Origin of the sequence: Burkholderia guangdongensis (genome assembly GCF_013403875.1) — a bacterium.
Lineage (GTDB): Bacteria > Pseudomonadota > Gammaproteobacteria > Burkholderiales > Burkholderiaceae > Burkholderia > Burkholderia guangdongensis.
Window position 1 is genome coordinate 23,498 of sequence record NZ_JACBNX010000013.1, and the last position, 21,563, is coordinate 45,060.

Sequence of the window (21,563 nt, forward strand, 5' to 3'; positions counted from 1 at the left end):
TGCCGCGCGGGAATGCGAGATATTCCTCGCCGGTTCTATCTGACTCGCGGCGGCGCGCCGATGATCGGGTCACGACGTACCGCACGGTGCGTCACACGTAGCCCCAGACGTAGCCCCAGAGCCCTTCACTCATCGGAGAACCGCCATGTCGCTTCAGGACAGACTCGACGCATTCAAGGCCGACTTCAAGGCCGGCAAGCCCCCGTACAACGCGCCGCCCGAGATTCACCCGATCATGGAGCGCGCAACCGCCGAACTGATCGCCTCCGGCCAGGCGGCGCGCGCGATCAAGGCCGGCGACCGCGCGCCGGCGTTCGGCCTGAAGGATCAGGACGGCAACGAAGTGTCGTCCGATGCGCTGCTCGACGACGGGCCGCTGATCGTGTCGTTCTATCGCGGGGTCTGGTGCCCGTACTGCAACCTCGACCTGCAGGCGCTGAACGAAGCGCTGCCGGATCTGCGCCGCTTCGGCGCGAGCGTGGTCGCGATCTCGCCGCAGACGGCCGTCAACAGCCGCAAGTCGGTGCGCACGAACGGGCTCGGGTTCCCGGTGCTCGGCGATCCGCGCAACGACGTCGCGGCCGCGTTCGGGTTGCGCTTCGCGCTGCCCGACTATCTGGTCGATCTGTACAGGAAGTTGAAGAACGAGCTGCCCGCGTTCAACGGCGATGCGAGCTGGACGCTGCCGATGCCCGCGCGCTACGTGATCGGGACCGACGGGATCGTCGTCTACTCGGACGTGAATCCCGACTACACGCATCGCCCCGATCCGTCGGAGATGCTGCCGGTGCTCGAAAAGCTCGCACAGGCCGCGTGACGGGCGAGGGCGCGCGCCGTTCGGGCGACGAGGGGGGGCGCGCGTGCCGCGCACCGCGCGCACTACGCGCACTACGCGCACTATCCGCGCGGTGCGCTCATCAATTGCTCGACGAACGCGACGAACGCGCGCGCCTTTGACGTCACGAGCCGGCCCGCGGGAAAGACCGCCCACAGATCGATCGGCGGCAGCCGCCAGTCGGCGAGCACCGCCTGCACCGTGCCGTTCGCGAGCTCGGGCGCGAACATCCACTCGGACGCGACCGCGATGCCCATGCCGGCGAGCACCGCCGCGCGCATCCCCTCGGCCGCGCTGACGCGCAGCCGCCCGGACACGGCGATCGCGACTTCCGTGCCGTCCCGGCTGAACGCCCACGATTGCCCGCCGCCGCGCACCGTATAGATGATCGCCTCATGTCGGCTCAGATCGGCCGGCGTCGCCGGCAGGCCCGCCGCCGCGAAATACGACGGCGTGCCGACGACGTAGCGCGGACACTGCGCGATGCGGCGTGCGGTCATCGTCGTGCTGTCGTCGAGCGCGCCCATTCGCAGCGCGACGTCGATCCCTTCTTCGAGCAGGTCGATGTTGCGGTCGTCGAGTATCACGTCGACGTCGAGCTTCGGGTGCTCCGCGAGAAACGTCTTCATCGCGGGCAGCACGTGCAGGCGCGCGAACGTGACCGCGGCCGACACGCGCAGCCGGCCGGTCAGGCCCGCCGACGTGTCGCGCACCGCCTGCTCCGCTTCGAGCGCTTCCTCGATCGCGCGTTTCGCGTGCTCGTAGAAGCGCTGGCCCGCGTCGGTCGTCGCCAGCCCGCGCGTCGAGCGCAACAGCAGGCGTGTGCCGAGCCACGCCTCGAGCTGCGCGATCGTCTTCGACACCGCCGGCTGGCCGAGGTCGAGGCGCCGCGCGGCGGCCGAGAACGACCCCGCCTCGACGACGCTCACGTAAGTCTCCATCGCGACGAGGCGATCCATCGGCGCGCCCCCGTCAACGCCACGCGGCCGGCTGCGCGGCTGCGGCGGCGTTCGGGTTCGGTGATGTCATCGCGAAGGTCCTCGTCGGGGGCGTTACGCGGTCAGATGGCTGTCGATCTCGACGGTGCCCGTCAACAGGCGATGGATCGGGCAGATGTTCGCGATCTCGAGCAGACGCGCGCGCTGCGCGTCGGTCAGCGCGCCGGACAGCGTGATCGCGCGTGCGATCTTCGTCGGCTGGCCGGTGCGCTCGTCGGTGATCTCGAGGCGCACGTCGATCCCGTCGAGCGCGATCTCCTTGCGCTGCGCGTACATCGCGACCGTGATCGCGGTGCATGCGCCGAGCGCGGACAGCAGCAGCTCGTGCGGATCGGGGCCGGCGTCGTGGCCGCCGAGGCGCTCCACCACGTCGGCGGTCAATTCGTGCGCGCCGGCGTTCAGGGTGACGCGGTATGGAATCCTGCCGAGATGCGCGGCGACGGTCATGTTGGCCATGCTGAATCCTGAGCGAAGGTTGGACGGGCGGTGCCTGAGGCCGGACTCGAACCGGCAAGGCAGCCGCATGCTGCGAACCTTACCCCGGAAACTCCGTCGCGGATAGACGAACGGACGACGTGCTCACGCGAACTCGATCCGCTTCACCGCCTGGCTGAGCAGCGGGAACGTATCGACGGATTCGGCCTTCCGGTTCGTGATCAGCGTGCCGATCCGCTCGACGCCGCAGAAGCTGATCCGGCTGCCGAGGCCAATCTTGCCGAAATCCGCGAGGATCACGACGTCGCGCGCGTTCGCGACCATCGCGCGCGCGACTTCGGCGTCCGCGCGATCGTAGTTGGTCGCGCCGTGCAGGTGGTCGACGCCGACCGGCGACAGCAGCGCGACGTCCGCGCGATAGCGATGGATCTCGGCGACCGTCGCATCGCCGACCGTCGCCGCCGCGCGGTCGCTGATCGTGCCGCCGAGCAGGATCACGTCGTTGCGCGCGCGCGTCGCGTCGCCGATCGGCCGCAGCTTCAGCGCGACGTCGATCGAGTTCGTGACGATCGTCAGGTTCGACAGCGACGCGAGCTCCTCGGCGAGCAGTGCGGTTGTCGTGCCCGCGTCGATGAACAGCGTCTGCGCGCCGGCGATCACGCCGACCGCTGCGTGCGCAATCGCCGCCTTCGCCTTGATCCGCGTGTGTGCGCGCTCGGCGATCGGCGGCTCGTCGTCGACGCGGATCGCGCCGCCGTGCACCCGCTTGAGCTCGCCCAGCGCCTCGAGATCGAGCAGATCGCGCCGCACCGTTTCGCGCGACACGTTCAGGTCCGCCATGATGCGTTCGGTCGACACGCGCTGCAGCGTCGACAGCAGCGCGCGGATTCTTTGATAACGGTCTTCCTGCCACATAGGGGAGCCCAGAACGATGGAGAGCGGCCGCGAGCCGGCGGCGTCGGCGCCCATGGTAGAGCATCCGGCCGACCGTGGGAAACGCGCGGGGCGTGCGGGCTTCATGGGTCGACGTCACGGGCCGACGTCATGGGCCACGCACGTCACGGGCCGCGCAAGTCATGGGCCGCGCAAGTCACGGCGCGAGGTCGTGCAGGTCGCGCACGCCGCTCAGTTGCTGCAGTCGCTGGCGGATCGCGCCGAACTCGTGGTCCGACATCCGCGAGAACGCGATCTGGATCTGGTCGACGTCCGGCTTCGCGTCGTCGTGATCGACGATGAAGCGGACGATCCGGCCTTCGCCCATGCCGAGCCGTTCTAGCGTCGAAAGCTTCACGGTGCCGCGCGCGGCCATCAGGCGTACGCCGCACCGGCGGCGCGCGGTGAAGTAGCGGCGCTCGAGCGGCTTCAGGCCGGCGAGGATCAGCAGCACGATCACGGTCGCGGCGATCGCGGCCGTGTACATCCCGCCGCCGACCGCGAGCCCGACGCCCGCGACGACCCACACGCTCGCGGCCGTCGTCAGCCCGCGGACCATCTCGCCGCGCAGCAGGATCGACCCGGCGCCGAGAAAGCCGATGCCCGACACGACCTGCGCGGCGACCCGCGACGGATCGAGCGACACGTTCGGCATGCCCTGGACGTCGGCGAAGCCGAACGCCGACACGATCATCACGAGCGCCGAGCCGACGCACACGAGCATGTGCGTGCGCAGGCCGGCCGCCCACGACAGGCGCTCGCGCTCGATGCCGATCACGCTGCCGAGCGCGGCGGCGAGCACGAGGCGCGACACGATTTCGAGTTGGCTGATCATCGGTTGTCTCCTGTTTTGGTTAGACGAATGGTTCGACGCCGTGATCGGCGAAGTTGTATTTTTGTGCGTTATTGCACTTTTGTGTATTTTAAACTACGTTATGTCCGGCGACGCAAGTGTGTCGTCGGGCCGCGTGCTGCGGGTGTTTGATCAGACCAATCAATGAATTCTGTTCGTCGGGAGTCCATGCAATGAAGAAGATCGGGAAGGTAATGGCGGCGTGCCTCGCGTCTCTGCTGATGGCGGGCGGTGCGCACGCGTCGGATGGCGAGACGTGCAGGAAGGTGACGCTCGGGGACGTCGGCTGGAGCGACATCGCCGCGACGACCGGCATCGCGACCGCGCTGCTCGAAGGCCTCGGCTACGACGCGAGCAAGACCATCGCGTCGCCGCCGATCGTGCTCGCGGGGCTCAAGAAGGCCCAGATCGACGCGTTCCTCGGCTACTGGGATCCGAGCATGACGCCGACCGTGAAGCCGTTCGTCGACGCGCACGCGGTCGACCTGCTGCCGCATCCGAACCTCGTCGGCGCGCGCTACACGCTCGCGGTGCCGAGCTTCGCGGCGGACGCCGGGCTGAAGGGCTTCGCGGACATCGCGAAGTTTCGCGACCAGCTCGACGGCAAGATCTACGGGATCGGCGCGGGCAACAACGGCAACGCGCTGGTCCAGCGGATGATCGACAAGAACGAGTTCGGGCTCGGCGGCTTCAAGCTCGTCGAGTCGAGCGAGGCGGGGATGCTCGTGCAGGTGAACCGCGCGATCCGCGAGCACCGGATGGTCGTGTTCCTCGCGTGGGAGCCGCATCCGATGAACCTCGACTACAAGATCACGTACCTGACCGGCGGCGACGACGTGTTCGGGCCGAACTACGGCTCCGCGAAGGTCTTCACGATCGTCGCGCCCGGCTATATGGCGCGCTGCCCGAACGTCGGCCGCCTGCTGACGAACCTGCAGTTCACGACCGACGAGGAGAACCGGCTGATGGTGCCGATCATGAACCACGCGGATCCGGTCGCGGTCGCGAAAACCTGGCTCAAGAGCAATCCGGACGTGCTCGCGAAGTGGCTCGACGGCGTGACGACGATCGACGGCCAGGACGGCGTGAAGGCGGTCCAGCGCACGATCGGCATGTAGTGACGGCGCCGCGCCCGCGCGCGGCCACGACAACCGCCCGGCGCGCGCGGCGACGCGCGGCCGGGCTTTCCATGACGGAATGTATTCATGCAAAGGAATCTCGCGCTTTTCGATCTCGACCACACGCTGCTGCCGCTCGACAGCGATCAGGCGTGGGCGCATTACCTCACCGGGCTCGGTCTCGCGGACGGCGCGCGGCACGCGGACGAAATCGACCGGCACTACCGCGCGTACGCGGCGGGTGAGCTCGACATGCACGCGTATCTCGACGTGACGCTCGCGCCGCTCGCGCGCTATCCGCGCGCGCAGCTCGAAGCGTGGCGCGCGCAGTTCATGCGCGATGTGATCGCGCCGGCGATCCGGCCCGAGGCGCTCGCGCTCGTCGCGCGGCACCGCGACGCGGGGGACCTCTGCTGCATCGTGACCGCGACGAACACGTTCGTCACCGCGCCGATCGCGGCGGCGCTCGGCGTCGATCATCTGCTCGCGATCGAGCTTGGCACACGCGACGGCACGCCGGGCGGCGAGTACACGGGCAAGAGCGTCGGCGTGCTGAGTTTCCGGGAAGGGAAGATCGAGCGGACCGATGCGTGGCTCGCGGCGCTCGGCCGCACGCTTGGCGATTTCGAGCGGAGCTGGTTCTACAGCGATTCGATCAACGACGCGCCGCTGCTCGAGCGCGTGACGGATCCGGTCGCGACGAATCCGGACGCACGGCTCGCGGCGATCGCGGCCGCGCGCGGCTGGCCGGTGCTGCGGCTGTTCGACGAGGCGGGCGTCGCGGCTTGAGCGGCGGCGCGCCGCCGCCGGGCGGCTGTTACGGTTCGGAAACATCGCTCAGGGGGAACCCGGCGTGCCGCGCATCGCACGCATGCGGTGCGGCGCTTGGCGGCCGGGCCGTGAAAGGCCCGCCGCGCGGGCGTGGCGGGCCGGCCGCGCGCGCCGGCCGTTGGTTCGCCGCCGGCGTTGCCGCCTGCGTGGCGTTTCATTTTTGAAACATCGGATTCGCCCGGCGGCCGGCTTCGATGTGCCGTCCGGCGCCGCGCCATGCCGGTCGCCGGTTCCGGCCGAATGGTGCGGTTCGTGCTTGCCAATGGGGTGGATGAAAAATATCGAGCCGGGCGGCGCGGCAATGTCGCGCCCAGCGGACACGACCTGCCGCGCGCACGGGGTTGCGCGCATGGTGGCGAGGGAGCGTCGTCGATGACGGCGAACGGGGCAGTGGCGCGTGACGGCCTGGCTTCGTTCGCCGTTACGTTTTTCCGGCTCGCGCCACCGGCCCGTTTTGCCGGCATTTCCTTCGTGCGGCTGCCCGGTGAGGCGGCAAGGTCGGGCGCCGACGCTCGAACCCTGGGGAGGCCGGATGAAAGAAGCCGTGGTTGCGCTCGTGTGGATCCTGCCGCTGACGGTGCTGCTGCATATGGCGGGCGTGGATTTTCATGAGCTGTTCACCGACGCGATGACGTATGCGACGCACCTGCTGCGGTTGTTTTTCGGCTGAGTGGGGCGGTTGCGCGTGCTCAGTTCGTGCCGCCGGCGCTTGCGCCGGACGACGACGATGCGCTCGCCGGTGCGGGGGCAGCGGCGGGCGTTTTTGTGCTTTGCGTCGGTGAAGTCGAGGGTGAGGTCGAGGTCGGCGCGGACGCGGACGTCGCGGCGGGCGGCGGTGCGAATGTCGCCGACGCCGGGGCTGCCGGCGCGGCGCTCGACGCCGGCAACGCGGCGGGCGTCGTCGCGCCCGGCGTTTGCGAAGGCGTGGAGGCCGGCGAAGGCGCGGAAGCCGGCAAAGCGGCGGAGGCCGGCGACGGCGCCGCCGCCGGCGTCTGCTGCGCGGCAGGCATGGCAGTCGGCACCGCGACCGGCATCGGCGGCGCGGGCGGCGTCGGCGCGACCGGCGTCGTCAGCTTCAGCGGCTCGCCCTGATGCGTGGGCGCGGGCTCGGGCAGCGGCGCGACCTTCTCCTTCTCGGCGGCCTTCACGGTCGCGCGGTCGCGCCGGGTCGGATCGACCTTCAGGAAGTGATCGACGAGATTGAAGAAGCGTTCGTAGAACACGCCGGCCGGGATCGTCTCGCTCGCGATCTTGACCATCGCGTCGTCGCTCGAGCCGATCGGCAGCGACAGCGACCCGAACACGCTCAAGCCGACGCTCGCCGACGTGTTCGACTTCTTCAGCGCATAGCGGTCCTCAACCGCGTTCACATACGCGATGCTCGACGCGCCGTCCGTGTCCGCATCCGCGCAGACGACATGGAACTCGATCACGACGTGCGAATCGTTGCTCGGCTGGAAATTCTTGCTGCCGTCGATCGCGTCCGGGCGGATCGACGTCGACACGTAACCCTGGCTCAGCAGCGCGCGGCGCGCGGCCTCGCAGGTCGCGTCGGATTTCGCATGGAACGTGCGGGCGTACGGGCTGGCCGCCGCGTCGAACTGCTCCTGCTGATAGAGCGGCTGGGTCGACGTCGACGAGCAGGCCGTCAGCAGCGTCGCGAGCGTGAGCGCACAGGAAACAGGGAACAGGCGTAGTCGGTAGGGCATGGCGTCATTCAAAGGCCGGGCTGATGGCCGGGGCGTCATTATAGTTTCGTTTGTTGACGAAGGCGTTTCATGCTCCCGGCCCGCGAGGGTTTCCGCATGAGGGCCCTTGTCAGTCAAGGCCGGCGGACGGAGGCGCGTGGGCCGAGGTCAAACCGTCGCGTGCGGCGGTCAAGAACTCGCGCGCCGAGCACAAACCGTCGCGTGCCGAGGTAAAACGGTCGCGCGCCGGGGACAAACCCCCGCGCGCGGCGCTCAGCGGCCGTGCGCCGAGTTCAAACCCTCGTGCATACGGAGGTCTGAGGTCCGTGCGCGGAGGTCGGAGGCTCGCGCGTCACGGTCAAACACTCGCGTACGGCGGTCAGCGGCCGTGCACCGAGTTCAAACCCTCGTGCATATGGCGGTCGGAGGTTCGTGTGCCAAGGTTCAACCCTCGCGCGTGGCGGTCCGAGGCCCGTGCGCGGCGCTTGAACCCTCGCGCGTGGTGGTCCGAGGTCCGTGCGCGGCGCTTGAACCCTCGCGCTTGGCAGTCCGAGGTCCGTGCGCGACGCTTGAACTCACGCGCGTGGCGCTCAGCGGCCCGCACCCGCGACCCCGCCGTCACAGCTCCGCGGCGGCGGCGATCAGGGTGGCCTCGAGCGCGAGCGTCGAGCGCGACGCGGCGGCCGGGCGGTCGATCACGTATTCGAGCTCGCCGAGATCGGGCAGGCCGGCGTCGAGCCGAGCGAGCCCGGCCGGGATCACGTAGCCCGCGAACGCGCTGACGCCGAGCCCCGCGCTCGCAGCCGCGCGCAGTACGGCGATGCTGCTGCTCACGACCGCGATCCGGTACGGCCGCCCGATCGAGTTGAGCACTTCGAGCACGCGGCGGCGCGACACGCTCGGCTCCGGATGCAGCGCGAGCGGCAGCACCGTCTCGCGTCCGGTGAGCGGCGAATCGGGGCCGATGCACCAGTACAGCGGCTCGCTGCGGATCACGCGGCCGCGCCGGCTGCCGGCGATCCGCTTCGCGAACACGAGGTCGTGCCGGCCTTCGTCGAGCGCGTCGAACAGCTCGCCGGACAGCCCGGTCGCGATCGCGAGCTCGACCTCCGGATTGCGCTGCACGAAGCTCGCGAGCGCGGCGGTCAGGTGCGCGGACGCGAAATCCTCCGACATCCCGAGCCGCACCTTGCCCGACAGCGGCGGCCCGCAGACCGACGTGACGGCTTCGTCCATCAGCTCGAGGATGCGCACCGCGTAGCGGTACAGCGCGTCGCCGTGCTGCGACAGCCGCACGTTGCGGGTGTCGCGCTCGAACAGGGGCCTGTCGAGCAGCTCCTCGAGCCGGCGGATGTGCTGGCTGACCGTGGATTGCGACAGGTTCACACGCTCGGAGGCGGCGGTGAAGCTGCCGGACTGGGCGACGGCGACGAAGCTGCGCAGCAGCTCGGGCGGTAACGGACGCATTGCTGGACCTACTGGATCGATGTCGACGACTGCACGAATGACCGGAACGGGCGGCGCGGAACGCCGGGCCCTGAGCCCGGGTATGGCGCCGCGCGTCGTCCGGCCGCGTCAGCAGTCTACGGCAAGTGCGGGCCGGCCAGAAACTTCCGCCGCGGCCGATGATTCCACGATCCGGCCACGATTCGGCCACGATTCGCCAATCGGCGCCGGCCTGCGATCCATCGGGGCCGCTTCTGAGTCGCATTGGCGATCATCATCAATCGGCGGCGGCGGCGGGCTTAGAATGCCGCAGAACCCCCGGAAGGCATCGCGGCTTTGCATGGGACCAGACCAAGCGCTGAAGCGCCAACTCTGGTCGACAGGAGAAAACTCTATGACGAGATGGAATCACGCGCGGCAAGCGCGCGATGCACGCATCGCGGCCGGCGCGCCGTTCGCGCGCGGCAAGCGGGTCGACGCGCGCGACGCCGTCGCCTTGCTGGAAGCGGTGCTGCGGCCCGGCGACCGGGTCTGCCTCGAAGGCGACAACCAGAAGCAGGCGGACCTGCTCGCGACCGCGCTCGCGGACGTCGATAGCGCGAAAATCCACGATCTGCACATGGTGCAGTCGGGGATCGTGCTTCCCGAGCATCTCGACGTGTTCGAGCGCGGAATCGCGAAGCGTCTCGACTTCGCGTATTCGGGCCCGCAGTCGGGGCGGATCGCGAAGCTGCTGTTCGGCGGCAAGATCGCGCTCGGCGCGGTGCACACGTATCTCGAGCTGTTCGCGCGCTACTTCATCGACCTGACGCCGAACGTCGCGCTGATCGCCGCGGTCAGCGCGGACGCCGACGGCAACCTGTACACCGGCCCGAACACCGAGGACACGCCGACCGTCGTCGAGGCCACGGCCTTCAAGGACGGGATCGTGATCGCGCAGGTCGACAGGATCGTCGACAAGGTGCCGCGCGTCGACATCCCGGGCGACCGCGTGCACTTCGTCGTCGAGGCGGGACGGCCGTTCTACGTCGAACCGCTGTTCACGCGCGATCCGGCCGCGATCACCGAGACGCAGATCCTGACCGCGATGCTCGCGATCAAGGGCATCTACGAGCCGTACGGAATCAAGCGCCTGAACCACGGGATCGGCTTCAACACCGCGGCGATCGAGCTGCTGCTGCCGACCTACGGCGAGAAGCTCGGGCTGAAGGGCAAGGTCTGCTCGCACTGGGCGCTGAATCCGCATCCGACGCTGATTCCGGCGATCGAGTCCGGCTGGGTCGAGCAGATCCACTGCTTCGGCTCCGAGGTCGGGATGGACGACTACATCCGCGCGCGCTCGGACATCTACTTCACCGGCGCCGACGGGTCGCTGCGCTCGAACCGCGCGTTCTGCCAGACGGCGGGGCTGTACGCGTGCGACATGTTCATCGGCTCGACGCTGCAGATCGACCTGGCCGGCCATTCGTCGACGATCACCGCCGACCGGATCGCGGGCTTCGGCGGCGCGCCGAACATGGGCAGCGACGCGCGCGGCCGCCGGCACACGAGCGAGCCGTGGCTGAAGGCGGGCGAGGAGGCCGATCCCGACACGCATCCGCAGCTGCGGCGCGGCCGCAAGCTCGTCGTGCAGATCGGCGAGACGTTCGGCGACAAGAACGTGCCGATGTTCGTCGAGAAGCTCGACGCGATGCGGCTTGCGGACAAGCTCGAGCTCGATCTCGCGCCGATCATGGTGTACAGCGACGACGTCACGCACATCGTCACCGAGGAAGGGATCGCGAACCTGCTGTTGTGCCGCGACAAGGACGAGCGCGAGCACGCGATCCGCGGCGTCGCCGGCTACACCGAGATCGGCCGCGGTCGCGACCGGAAGATGGTCGAGCGGCTGCGCGAGCGCGGCGTGATCCGCCGCCCGGAGGATCTCGGCATCGATCCGCTCGACGCGGACCGCCGCTGGCTCGCCGCGCGTTCGATCAAGGATCTCGTGCACTGGTCGGGCGGCCTGTACGCGCCGCCGGCCAAGTTCCGCAACTGGTGAGGCATTCGACAATGGAACAGTTGAACTATCGCTACACCGCGCGTGCGCGCGCGAAGGGCGAGCGCGACGCGGCGCTCGTCGGCGTTGTCGCGTCCGGCAATCTCGAGGTGCTCGTCGAGCGCGTGCTGTCGGGCACCGACTGCGAAGTCGAGATCCGCACCGCGGCGGTCGGCTTCGGCGACGTGTGGCAGGCGGTCGTGTCGGATTTCGTCGAGCGGCGGCAGCCGGGCGGGCTGAAGCTGTCGATCAACGACGGCGGCGCGCGGCCCGACATGGTGGCGCTGCGGCTCGCGCAGGCGGTGCGCGCGATCGAGGGGGACGGGCAATGAACGACGTGTCCCGCGAATTTCATTTTCCCGGCTTCGTCGCGAATCCGTCGAGCTGGTACGAGGCGTCCGCGCGGCAGCGGATCGACGGGCTGCTCGACGCGGGCAGCTTCGACGAATTCATCGGCCCGCAGGCGCGCGTGACGAGCCCGCACCTGCCGCTGTTCGATCTGCCGCAGCAATTCGACGACGGGATGATCGTCGGGCACGGCACGCTCGACGGCAAGCCGGTGCTGGTCGCCGCGCAGGAAGGCCGCTTCATGGGCGGCGCGTTCGGCGAGGTGCACGGCGCGAAGCTGACGGGCCTGCTGCGCGCCGCGCGCGAGCTCGGCTCGGCGCCGGTGCTGATCCTGTTCGACACCGGCGGCGTGCGGCTGCAGGAGGCGAACGCGGGCGAGCTCGCGATCGCCGAGATCATGCGCGCGCTCGTCGACGCGCGCGCGGCCGGCGTGCCGGTCGTCGGGCTGATCGGCGGGCGTGCGGGCTGCTACGGCGGCGGCGGGCTGCTGGCCGCGTGCTGCTCGGCGCTCGCGGTGTCGGAGCAGGGGCGCATCAGCGTGTCCGGGCCCGAGGTGATCGAGACGAACCGCGGCGTCGAGGAATTCGACGCGAAGGATCGTGCGCTGATCTGGCGCACGATGGGCGGCAAGCATCGGCGGCTGATCGGCGCGGCCGAGCGCTTCGTCGAGGACACGACCGACGCGTTCCGCGCGGCCGCGATCGACCTGATCGCGCACGCGTCGCCGTTCGACACGGCGATGCTGCGCGCGGAGCAGACGCGGCTCGAAGCGCGTCTCGCGCGTTTCGGCGACTGCCGCGACGGGCTCGACGTGTGGCGCGCGCTCGGCGCAACCGATCCCGACGCCATTCCCGGCATGCCCGGCGATGCGTTCGCCGAACTCGCCGACCAACTCCAGGAGCCGCGGCATGACGCTCGATGAAGTATTGACCTCGCTGTTTCCGCACGGCCACGCGATCGAACGCGCGGGCGGGCTGCTCACGGGCCGCGCGGAGTTGAACGGCGCGCGCGTCGACGTGATCGGCGTCGCGGACCGGCTGCCGTTCGGCATCGACGAAGCGGTGAAGCTCGCGTCGCAGGTGCTCGATACGATCGAGCGCGGCGACGGTGCGCCGATCCTCGTGCTCGTCGACAGCGACAGCCAGCGGATGAGCAAGCGCGACGAGCTGCTCGGCCTGAACGAAGGGCTGTCGCATCTCGCGAAGTGCCTGATGCAGGCGGACCTTGCCGGCCACCGGACGATCGGGCTGCTGTATGGCCACACCGCGGCGGGCGCGTTCATCGCGACCGCGCTCGCGACGCGCACGCTGCTCGCGCTGCCCGGCGCGGAGCCGGAGGTGATGGATCTGCCGTCGATGTCGCGCGTGACGAAGCTGCCGCTCGACGTGCTGAAGGAGAAGGCGCGCACGACGGCCGTGTTCGCGCCGGGGCTCGACAATCTCGTGAAGGTCGGCGCGGTCGACGCGGTGCTCGATCCGGCACGGCCGCTCGACGCGCAGGTCGCCGAATGGCTCGGCAAGCCGGCCGACCGCGTCGACCGGCGCGCGGCGCGCGGCCGCCCGGTCGCGGCCGACGTCGCGCAGCGCGTGTATGAACTCGCGCGTGCCGCCGTCTGACGTGCCGCTGCGCCGGCACACACTCGTCACGCTGACCGCGCACGGGTGGGCCGCGCTGCTCGCGGGCGACGCGTCGCTCGCCGGCGAGCCGCTCGTGCGCACGTGGGCGGAACGCGGCTGGCCGCTCGTCGTGCGGCGCGCGCTGCCAGGCGACGCGGCGGTGCCGCTCGGGCTGCCGCTGCCGCCGTCGGCGGGCAAGCGGCGGATCGCGGTGACGGTCGCGCGGGACGCGCTCGCGTCCGCGTGCCCGCCGCCCGCGCTCGACGCGACGCTCGACGTCGCGCCGAGCGCGTGGCGGCCGACGCTCGCCGAGCTGCACGCGCTCGGCGAGCGCTGCGGCGCGCCGGGCCGCGTGTTCGGCAGCCTCGCGTGGCAGGCGCTGACGGGGCTGACCTACCTGAGCGCGACGTCCGATCTCGACGTGCTGTTTCCGTTGCCGCGCGCGACATGCGTCGCGGTGCTGCTCGAAGGCGTCGCGGCGATCGACGCGCGCGCGCCGATGCGCGTCGACGGCGAGCTCGTCCGCGACGACGGTGCGGGCGTGAACTGGCGCGAGCTGCATGCGCGGCTGCCGGAGGTCGCGGTGAAGACCGCGGCCGACGTCGAGCTGTGCGCGGCGGACGATTTTCTTGGAGCGGCGCGATGAGCGCGGCCGCGTCGCGCGCGTCGCGGTTTGCGTTGGAATGGGCGCCGCCGTGCGCGGTACAACGGAACACGGCGCTGGCCGAGCGGAACACGGCGCTGGCCGAGCGGATCGCGGCGCTTGCCGAGCGCAGCCTGCTGCTCGAGATCGATACGTACCCGAAGCCGGGGCTCGTCAGCCAGGTCGACACCGGCAGCCACACCGACATGGACGCGTCGACGTTCGCGCGCAGCGCGGCCGCGCTGCGTCCGTATTTCGCGGAGCTCGCCGATGCGGGCGCGCGCGACGCGGAGATGGCGACGCTGCGCAAGATCGGCGTGCGCGCGGAGCACGCGATGCTCGCGGCGACGGGCGGCGTGAACACGCATCGCGGCGCGATCTTCGGGCTCGGGCTGCTGTGCGCGGCGGCGGGGCGGCTCGGCGGCGGCGTGCGCGCGATGCCGGGCGCATCCGTAGAGCCGACGCTCGGCGCGTTCGTCGCGCACCGCTGGGGCGCGGATATTCTGACGGGCCCGCGCGCGTCCGATAGTCACGGCGAATGCGCGCGGCGCCGCTACGGCGTCGGCGGCGCGCGGCGCGAGGCGGCCGACGGCTTCCCGAGCGTCTACCGGATCGCGCTGCCGGCGCTGCGGCGTGCGGCGCGCGAGGTGGGCAACATGGGCGACGATCAGGAGGCCGCGCGTGTCGATGCGTGCTTCGCGCTGATCGCCGCGCTCGACGACACGAATCTGCTGCATCGCGGCGGGCAAGACGGGCTCGATTTCGCGCGCGCGTCGGCTCGCGCGTTCATCGCGCGCGGCGGCGTGCGCGCACCGGACTGGCGCGCGCGTGCGCAGGCGCTGCACCGCGCGTTCGTCGCGCGGTGGCTGAGTCCGGGCGGCGCGGCCGACCTGCTCGCGATGAGCGTGTTCGTCGATTCGGTGGAGCGCGACGACAGCCTCCTTGAGGCGACCCGGCGATGACCCTCGCGATTCTCTGCTCGGGCCAGGGCGGCCAGCACGCGGACATGTTCGACCTGACGGGCGCCGATTCGCGCACCGACGCGCTGTTCGCGCACGCGGCGCGGCACCTCGGCGCCGATCCGCGCGCGTGGGTGCGCGACGCCGATCCCGACGCGCTGCGCGAGAACCGCACTGCGCAACTGCTCTGCACGCTGCAGGCGCTCGCGGCCGCCGCGCTGCTCGATCCGGTTTTGCCGCGCCGGCGCTGCGTCGCCGGCTACAGCGTCGGCGAGGTCGCGTCGTGGAGTATCGCGGGGCTGTTCGATCCGCACGATGCGCTCGATCTTGCCGATGCGCGCGCCCGCGCGATGGACGCGGCGAGCGGCGGCGACGAGGGCATGATGTTCGTTCGCGGGCTTGCGCGCGCCGACGTCGAGCGCCTGTGCGCGGACCGCGACGCCGCCGTCGCGATTGCGAATCCGGGTGACGCGTTCGTGATCGCGGGGCGCCGCGACGCGGTCGAGGCCATCGCGGCCGACGCTGCGCGCGCGGGCGCGCAGCGCGTCGCGCCGGTCGGCGTGCGGATCGCGTCGCATACGCGGCGACTCGCGTCCGCGGTGCCGGCGTTCCGTGCCGTACTCGGCGCGGCGCCGATCCGGCGCGCGCTGCCGGGCACGCGGCTGTTCTGCGGGATCGACGGCAGCGCGGTGCTCGACACGCGCGACGGACTCGACAAGCTCGCGCGCCAGATCGCCGAGCCGGTCGAATGGGCCGCGTGTCTCGCGGGCTGCGTCGAGGCGGGCGCGACCGCGTTTCTCGAGCTCGGGCCGGGCCGCGCGCTCGCGGAGATGGCGGCCGGCGCGTATCCGGCGCTGCCGGCTCGCAGCCTCGCCGATTTTCGCTCGCTCGACGGCGTCGCGAGCTGGCTCGAGCGCGTCACCGGGCGCTGATCGAGCACTAAGCGAGCACGTATCGAGCACTGAACGGAGGCTCGCTAGGCGCCCCCCGGCGACACCGATCGAGCCCTGAACGGAGGCTCGCGAGCCGCCCCCCCGGCGACACCGATCGAGCCCCGAGCGGACGCCCGCGAACCGCCTGCCGGCGCCGCGTGTTGCGCCGATACGCCACTGTGATGGGCGTACTTGCAACGCCATGCGGCGTCGCTACAATGGCGCCGCCATGAAATCCGCCGCCTGCCTTTGCGCCGCGCTCGTTTGCGCGGCATCCGCCCACGCCGTGCCGATGCCGCCCGACAGCGCGACGGTCGGCACCTACCTGTCCCGCGACGACGCAGCGACCGATGCCGCCACCGGCCTGATTCGCCAGGCGCGCCATCGCGTGCTGGTCGCCGGTTATGCGCATCTGCCGCCGGCGCTCGCCGACGCGTTGCGCGCCGCGCATGCGCGCGGAGTCGACGTGCGCGTGGTGCTGAACCGCGCGACGCGCCCGGGCCGTGGCGCACGCTCTCTGGCGAGCGGCGGCATCGACGTCGCGATCGGCGCGCGCGACGCGGCGCCGGGCATGCGCTTCGTGATCGTCGACGACAGCGTCGCGCTCGCGGCCGACGCGGACAACACGCAGCCCGGCACCGGCATGGTCAACGTATTCCATCGTGCGCCGGAGCTCGCGCAAACCTACGGGCAGACTTTCTGGCGGCTGTACTGGCAGGCCGACCGGCTCTGACGCCGCGCATTCTCCTTCCCTGATTCCCCGGCGCGCGAAAGTGCGAGCGCGTCACCGCTTGAATTGGCGGATCGCATGAGCCATGCTCATTGAAGCGATGTCGCCGGCGTCGCGGCTCCGGGCTTGCGCCGATCGGCGCGCTGAAGGGCCGCCGGCCGCCGGCCGGCGCAAGGAGCGGATCGTGTTCAATCGTTTCGCGGATCGCGCGGACGCGGGCCGCCAGCTCGCCGACGCGCTGCGTGACTACGCGGGCAGTGCGGGCAGTGCGGGCAACGGGAGTCTCGTCGTGCTCGCGCTGCCGCGCGGCGGCGTGCCGGTCGCGTATCCCGTCGCGCGTGCGCTGCGCGCGCCGCTCGACGTGCTCGTCGTGCGAAAACTGGGCGTGCCGTTCGATCCGGAGCTCGCGATGGGCGCGATCGCGAGCGGCGGCGCGATCCATCTGCAGCGCGGCGTGATCGAGTCGATGGGGGTGACCGACGCACAGCTTGCCGCGGTGATCGCGCGCGAAACCATCGAGTTGAACCGGCGCGACGCACTGTACCGCGGCACGTGGCCGGCGGTGCCGGTCGACGCGTGCACCGCGATCGTCGTCGACGACGGCATCGCGACCGGCGCGTCGATGCGCGTTGCGCTACAGACGCTGCGCGCGCGCCGCCCGGCGCGCGTGATCGCGGCGGTGCCCGTCGCGCCGGCCGGCGCCGCGCGCCGGTTCGACGATCTCGTGGATGCGTTCGTCGCGGTCGAGCATCCGCCGACGTTCTTCGGGATCAGCCAGTTCTACGCCGATTTCACGCAGACGACCGACGAGGAAGTTCGCGTGCTGCTCGACGCCGCGCGCGCGGAGGCGGCGCCGTGACGCGCGGCGTCGCGGCCGTGCGGGTTTCCGCTTCCAGAAACAGCGTCTGCAACGCCGGATGCACGTCGTCGCGCCAGCGCGGCCCGGTGAAGAGCCCGTAGTGATCGCAGCCGTCGATGTCGAGCCGATGCCGCTCGTGTACCGCGAGGCCCGTGCACAGCTCGTGCGCGGCGTGCGTTTGCCCGCTGCCCGTGACCGCATCGCTCGTGCCCTCGACGGTCAACAGCGCGGTGCCGCGCAGCGCGGCGGGTTCGACGCGCGCGCCCCGTACGTGCCACGTGCCGTTCGCGAGGCACGCGCGCTGGAACACGATGTCGACCGTGTCGAGAAAATACTCGGCGGGCATGTCGAGCAGCGCCGTGTATTCGCGCATCGCGCGGCGGGCGTCGGCGAGCGCGGCGGAGTCGGCGCGTGTCGCGGCCTGCGCGTAGAGGTCGATCAGCGTCAGATAGCGCTGCGGATAGACGATCGCGATCTCCGCCTGCTGCAGATAGGTCGGGAACACGTCGCGTCCGCGCCCCGCGAAGTCGGCCGGCACGACGTCGATCAGATGCCGGCGGCACCAGTCGAGCGAATGCGACGCGGCCGCCAGCCCGAGCGTGCTCGGATTGCGCCGCGCGTCGAGCGGGCCGCCGATCAGCGTGACGCTCGCCGCCGGCGCGCCGCCGCGCGCCGCGCGCAGCGCCAGCGCGCCGAGCGCCGGCACGGTCGCCTGGCAGACCGCGACCACATGCAGCGGCCGTGCGTCCCGCGCGAGCGCGTCGACGAAATCGTCGAGCATCGTCACGTACTCGTCGAGCCCGAAGCGCCCCGCGTCGAGCGGCACGTCGCGCGCGTTGGTCCAGTCGGTCACGTAGACGTCGCCGTCGGCGAGCAGGGTCTCGATCGTCTCGCGCATCATCACCGCCGCGTGGCCGGCGAGCGGCGCGCTCAGCAGCACCGCTCGCGGTGCGGGCAGCGCGGGCGGCGCTTGCGCGCGCGAGAAGCGGCGCAGCAGACAGAACGGCGTGCGCGCGACGATCTCTTCATGGATGGCATCGCAGCCGCCGTCGCGCGCGAGTGGCCCGATCGCAAACGGCGGCGGCTCGTCGGACGGGCCGAGAAGGGGTTCGAACAGATCCGCGTAGCAGGACGAGGCGGCGTGCGGCAGCGTCGCGACCGGCCACGCGTCGAACGCGTGCCGTGTCGCCGCACGCCACGCGCGCAGCCACTGGCGCTGCTGCTCGACGAGGTCATACCACATGGCGATCCTTGGCGAAGACGACGGAACAAGTCTGCATTATGGTCATTGTGGCGGCGCTGTGGGACGGTGATTTGACGCGCGGCGCCGCGCATGCGGCGGCGATGCGCTAGGCACGCGGGGCCGGCGCTGCTAGAGTCGTCGGTCCCATCCCGAAAACGGAGCGAAATGTGACGAAAAACGCGATGAAAAGCGAGATGAAGCTGATTGGCATGCTGGATTCTCCTTTCGTGCGGCGCGTCGCCATCTCGGCGAAGCTGCTCGGTCTGCCGTTCGAACACGAACAGCTGTCGGTGTTCCGGCACGTCGACGCGGTGAAGGCGATCAATCCGGTCGTGAAGGCGCCGACGCTCGTCACCGGTGACGGCACGATGCTGATCGATTCGTCGCTGATCGCCGACTATCTCGACCGTCTCGTCGCGCCCGATGCGCGCCTGCTGCCGGAGGCGCTCGATGCGCGGGTGCGCGCGCTCGCGCTGATCGGGCTTGCGCTGGCGGCGATGGAGAAGACGGTGCAGGTGGTCTACGAGTACGGACTGCGCCCGGAGGACAAACGTCACCAGCCGTGGCTCGACCGCGTGCTCGACCAGCTCGGCGCCGCGTACGGCGAGCTCGAGAAGCGGATCGCCGGCGTGCCGGGCTGGCTGCTCGGCGGCGAACGTCCGACGCAGGCGGACGTGACGGTCGCCGTCGCGTGGCGCTTCACGCAGTTCATGGCCGCGACCTACGCGGATCTCGCGCGGATCGATCCGGCCCGCTATCCGGCGCTCGCCGCGCATTCGGCGCGCGCGGAGGCGCTGCCCGCGTTCGTCGAAACGCCGCTCGACTAGTCGCGGCGGGCTCGGCGGCGATTGTTCATCGCCGCTGACAAGTGATTTGGGATCTGCGAGGTTTATCCGCGCGCGATGGGTTCTTAGAATTCGTTCCATCAGTAACCGACTTGCGATGGAGACGACGATGAAAGCGTGGATCGAATCGAGCCTGTACCACCCGTCGCTCCTGCTGCCGCTGGTGATGCTGATGCAGCTGATGGTCGCGCACGATTTCAACCTCGGTCAGGTCGGGCTGATCGTCGCCGCGCGCGTCGTGCGGGCCGCGATGGCGTATTCACGCTCGCTGATCGGCACGACATGCATGGCGCATGCGTGAAATAGCCCGGCCGGCCTGTGCCGACCGGGTTTTCGGGATTTCGGGACGCGCCCCGGCTTCGGTCGGGGCGCGTCGTTTTTGCGGTGGCTTGCGGTGGCTGCGGTGGCTTGCGGCGGCTTGCGGTGGCTTGCGTTTGCTTGAGCTGGCTTGCGCTCGCGTGTTCAAGCGCGCGCGGTCGTCGCGACGCGATAGACGTCGCCGTCGTCGGCGCGGAGTTCGCACGCGAGCTGGTGCGCTTCGCGGCGCGTCGCGACCGCGGGCGGGGAGCCCTTCAGCGGCCGGCGCGCGGTCTCCGCGAGCGCGAGCACCGACACGATGCCGATCACGGCCGCGCCCATCAGATAGTACGCGGGCATCAGCGGGTTGCCGGTCGTGTCGACGAGCCAGGCCGTCACGAGCGGCGTCGTGCCGCCGAACAGCGACACCGACACGTTGAAGCCGATCGCGAGCGCGCCGTAGCGGATCCCGGTCGGGAACAGCGCCGGCAGCACCGACGGCATCACGCCGGTGAAGCATGACAGCAGCGTGCCGAGCATCAGCAGGCCGCCGAACATCGGCAGCGTCGCGCCGGTGCCGATCAGCTTCATCGCGGGAATCGCGAGCAGCAGCAGGCCGACGCAGCCCGCGAGCATCACCGGCTTGCGGCCGACCGAGTCCGACAGGCGGCCGGCGGCGAGCGTCATCGGCATCATCAGCACCATCACGAGCAGAACCAGCACGAGGCCGTGCGCCGCGTCGACGTGCAGTGTCGACGACAGATAGCTCGGCAGGTACGACAGCACCATGTAGTCGGTCACGTTGAAGATCAGCACGAGACCGACGCACAGCAGCAGCGCGCGCCAGTTCGCGAGCAGCGTGTCGTAAAAGCGCGCGCGCGGCATCGCGTTGCCCTGCGCTTCGCGCGCGTCGGCTTCGCGCTTGAATGCGGGCGTTTCTTCGAGGCGCATCCGGATGTAGAGCCCGATCAGGCCGAGCGGCCCCGCGATCAGGAACGGCACGCGCCAGCCCCACGACAGCAGCGCGTCTTCCGGCAGCGACGCGGTCAGCAGCGCGACGACGCCCGCGCCGAGCACGTAGCCGACGAGCGTGCCGAATTCGAGGAAGCTGCCCATGAAGCCGCGGCGGCGGTCGGTCGAGAATTCCGCGATGAAGGTCGCGGCGCCGCCGTACTCGCCGCCCGTCGAGAAGCCCTGCACGAGACGCGCGACGAGCAGCAGCACCGGCGCGAGCATGCCGATCGACGCGTAGCTCGGGATCAGGCCGATCGCGAACGTGCCGACGGCCATCATGATCATCGTCGCGGCGAGCACGCGCTGGCGGCCGATGCGGTCGCCGAGCGGGCCGAACACCATGCCACCGAGCGGACGCACGACGAACGCGGCCGCGAACGTGCCGAACGTCGCGAGCAGTTGCGCGGACGGGCTGCTCGACGGGAAGAACACCTTGCCGAGCGTCACGGCGATGTAGCTGTAGACGCCGAAATCGAACCATTCCATCGCGTTGCCGATCGCCATCGCGCTGACCGCGCGTTTCAGCAGGCTCTGATCGACGACGGTGATGTCGGCGGCGGACGGCGCGTCGTGCTGCGACGCGGACGGGGAGGGGGACACAGCGGCTGGGCTGACGTGTGTAGCGGTCAAGGTCAGGGACTCCTTGGACTGCGGCCGAGACGGGCGGGGCCCGTCCGACACGGTTTGCCGGCAAGCGCGATGTCGCGAGCGATGCAGCAAGCAAGGCATTAAGTGCTTACTGCAAAACCGGCCCCGGCAAGGCGGACCCGGTGGGTCGTCGCGACATGACGCTCATGAGAAAACGCCGCGTGAAGCACGCGGCAGGGCACTCCGCAATGGAGCGATGAAACGAGGAAAACAGGCCCGGCGGGCTTGCGTTCCTGTGGAAGCGATTCCGGTCG

The 21,563-nt window shown here is 70.6% G+C and carries 23 protein-coding genes; 15 read left to right on the forward strand and 8 right to left on the reverse strand.

From position 1 onward, the window contains the following. The first annotated feature begins 145 nt into the window (after positions 1-145). Entirely contained in the window at positions 146-817 is a 672-nt protein-coding gene (locus HZI36_RS13775) for a peroxiredoxin-like family protein (protein ID WP_179403200.1), read from the forward strand. An 80-nt stretch (positions 818-897) separates the two neighbouring features. On the opposite strand, the gene HZI36_RS13780 is transcribed toward HZI36_RS13775, so the two are convergent. The 4 genes from HZI36_RS13780 to HZI36_RS13795 form a co-directional block, all read right to left on the reverse strand. Then, complete coding sequence (locus tag HZI36_RS13780; protein ID WP_179403201.1) at positions 898-1,794, reverse strand: LysR family transcriptional regulator; 897 nt, start codon at positions 1,792-1,794, stop codon at positions 898-900. Positions 1,795-1,887: 93 nt separating this feature from the next. Continuing rightward, on the reverse strand, positions 1,888-2,289 hold the full coding sequence (locus HZI36_RS13785) for an OsmC family protein (RefSeq protein ID WP_179403202.1): 402 nt from the start codon (positions 2,287-2,289) through the stop codon (positions 1,888-1,890). A 123-nt stretch (positions 2,290-2,412) separates the two neighbouring features. Further along, positions 2,413-3,183, reverse strand: coding sequence for a DeoR/GlpR family DNA-binding transcription regulator (locus HZI36_RS13790; RefSeq protein WP_179403318.1), 771 nt, complete (start codon positions 3,181-3,183; stop codon positions 2,413-2,415). 175 nt (positions 3,184-3,358) lie between these two features. Beyond that, entirely contained in the window at positions 3,359-4,036 is a 678-nt protein-coding gene (locus tag HZI36_RS13795) for an MgtC/SapB family protein (RefSeq protein ID WP_179403203.1), read from the reverse strand. A 191-nt stretch (positions 4,037-4,227) separates the two neighbouring features. Here HZI36_RS13795 and HZI36_RS13800 point away from each other — a divergent pair, with 191 nt between their 5' ends. The 3 genes from HZI36_RS13800 (at position 4,228) to HZI36_RS13810 (ending at position 6,673) form a co-directional block, all read left to right on the forward strand. Continuing rightward, positions 4,228-5,172, forward strand: a complete 945-nt coding sequence (locus HZI36_RS13800) for a choline ABC transporter substrate-binding protein (RefSeq protein WP_179403204.1) — start codon at positions 4,228-4,230, stop codon at positions 5,170-5,172. An 87-nt stretch (positions 5,173-5,259) separates the two neighbouring features. After that, positions 5,260-5,961, forward strand: a complete 702-nt coding sequence (locus HZI36_RS13805) for a histidinol-phosphatase (RefSeq protein ID WP_179403205.1) — start codon at positions 5,260-5,262, stop codon at positions 5,959-5,961. A 574-nt stretch (positions 5,962-6,535) separates the two neighbouring features. Further along, positions 6,536-6,673, forward strand: a complete 138-nt coding sequence (locus tag HZI36_RS13810; protein ID WP_179403206.1) for a hypothetical protein — start codon at positions 6,536-6,538, stop codon at positions 6,671-6,673. Positions 6,674-6,692: 19 nt separating this feature from the next. Here HZI36_RS13810 and HZI36_RS13815 read toward each other — a convergent pair whose 3' ends face one another. Both HZI36_RS13815 and HZI36_RS13820 read right to left on the reverse strand, forming a co-directional pair. Beyond that, positions 6,693-7,712 (reverse strand): DUF2242 domain-containing protein, encoded by a 1,020-nt coding sequence (locus HZI36_RS13815; RefSeq protein WP_179403207.1) that lies wholly within the window; start codon positions 7,710-7,712, stop codon positions 6,693-6,695. Positions 7,713-8,309: 597 nt separating this feature from the next. Further along, positions 8,310-9,158 carry a LysR substrate-binding domain-containing protein gene (locus HZI36_RS13820; RefSeq protein ID WP_179403208.1) on the reverse strand — a complete coding sequence of 283 codons (849 nt, stop codon included), beginning with the start codon at positions 9,156-9,158 and terminating at the stop codon, positions 8,310-8,312. Between the two features lie 373 nt (positions 9,159-9,531). Between HZI36_RS13820 and mdcA the strand changes: the two genes are divergently transcribed. The 9 genes from mdcA to HZI36_RS13865 all read left to right on the forward strand — a co-directional run bounded on the left by mdcA (position 9,532) and on the right by HZI36_RS13865 (position 17,262). Then, positions 9,532-11,178, forward strand: coding sequence for a malonate decarboxylase subunit alpha (mdcA, locus tag HZI36_RS13825; protein ID WP_179403209.1), 1,647 nt, complete (start codon positions 9,532-9,534; stop codon positions 11,176-11,178). Between the two features lie 11 nt (positions 11,179-11,189). Next, positions 11,190-11,507 carry a malonate decarboxylase acyl carrier protein gene (gene mdcC, locus HZI36_RS13830; RefSeq protein WP_179403210.1) on the forward strand — a complete coding sequence of 106 codons (318 nt, stop codon included), beginning with the start codon at positions 11,190-11,192 and terminating at the stop codon, positions 11,505-11,507. Then, positions 11,504-12,445 (forward strand): biotin-independent malonate decarboxylase subunit beta, encoded by a 942-nt coding sequence (locus HZI36_RS13835; RefSeq protein WP_179403211.1) that lies wholly within the window; start codon positions 11,504-11,506, stop codon positions 12,443-12,445. Before mdcC ends, HZI36_RS13835 begins: the two co-directional genes overlap by 4 nt. After that, entirely contained in the window at positions 12,432-13,139 is a 708-nt protein-coding gene (gene mdcE, locus HZI36_RS13840; RefSeq protein ID WP_179403212.1) for a biotin-independent malonate decarboxylase subunit gamma, read from the forward strand. The genes HZI36_RS13835 and mdcE overlap by 14 nt, the downstream gene beginning before the upstream one ends. Beyond that, positions 13,126-13,785, forward strand: coding sequence for a malonate decarboxylase holo-[acyl-carrier-protein] synthase (mdcG, locus tag HZI36_RS13845; RefSeq protein WP_179403319.1), 660 nt, complete (start codon positions 13,126-13,128; stop codon positions 13,783-13,785). Before mdcE ends, mdcG begins: the two co-directional genes overlap by 14 nt. Then, a complete protein-coding gene (mdcB, locus tag HZI36_RS13850) occupies positions 13,782-14,744 on the forward strand; it encodes a triphosphoribosyl-dephospho-CoA synthase MdcB (protein ID WP_179403213.1) in 963 nt (320 codons plus the stop codon). The genes mdcG and mdcB overlap by 4 nt, the downstream gene beginning before the upstream one ends. Beyond that, positions 14,741-15,673 carry a malonate decarboxylase subunit epsilon gene (gene mdcH / locus HZI36_RS13855; protein ID WP_179403214.1) on the forward strand — a complete coding sequence of 311 codons (933 nt, stop codon included), beginning with the start codon at positions 14,741-14,743 and terminating at the stop codon, positions 15,671-15,673. Before mdcB ends, mdcH begins: the two co-directional genes overlap by 4 nt. A 229-nt stretch (positions 15,674-15,902) precedes the next feature. Continuing rightward, positions 15,903-16,406, forward strand: coding sequence for a phospholipase D-like domain-containing protein (locus HZI36_RS13860; RefSeq protein ID WP_179403215.1), 504 nt, complete (start codon positions 15,903-15,905; stop codon positions 16,404-16,406). Positions 16,407-16,587: 181 nt separating this feature from the next. Further along, a complete protein-coding gene (locus tag HZI36_RS13865) occupies positions 16,588-17,262 on the forward strand; it encodes a phosphoribosyltransferase (RefSeq protein WP_343050176.1) in 675 nt (224 codons plus the stop codon). Here the strand turns inward: HZI36_RS13865 and phaZ are convergent. Further along, positions 17,195-18,505: a polyhydroxyalkanoate depolymerase gene (phaZ, locus tag HZI36_RS13870; protein WP_179403217.1), complete on the reverse strand. Its 1,311-nt coding sequence runs from the start codon at positions 18,503-18,505 to the stop codon at positions 17,195-17,197. The two genes, HZI36_RS13865 and phaZ, sit on opposite strands and share 68 nt — an antisense overlap. 194 nt (positions 18,506-18,699) lie before the next feature. Between phaZ and HZI36_RS13875 the strand changes: the two genes are divergently transcribed. After that, positions 18,700-19,332 (forward strand): glutathione S-transferase family protein, encoded by a 633-nt coding sequence (locus HZI36_RS13875; protein ID WP_179403320.1) that lies wholly within the window; start codon positions 18,700-18,702, stop codon positions 19,330-19,332. A 127-nt stretch (positions 19,333-19,459) separates the two neighbouring features. Next, positions 19,460-19,651: a hypothetical protein gene (locus tag HZI36_RS13880; protein WP_179403218.1), complete on the forward strand. Its 192-nt coding sequence runs from the start codon at positions 19,460-19,462 to the stop codon at positions 19,649-19,651. Between the two features lie 161 nt (positions 19,652-19,812). Here HZI36_RS13880 and proP read toward each other — a convergent pair whose 3' ends face one another. Further along, the gene (proP, locus tag HZI36_RS13885; RefSeq protein ID WP_179403321.1) at positions 19,813-21,297 is read right to left on the reverse strand and encodes a glycine betaine/L-proline transporter ProP; all 1,485 of its coding nucleotides are present in this window, start codon (positions 21,295-21,297) and stop codon (positions 19,813-19,815) included. Positions 21,298-21,563: the final 266 nt, after the last annotated feature.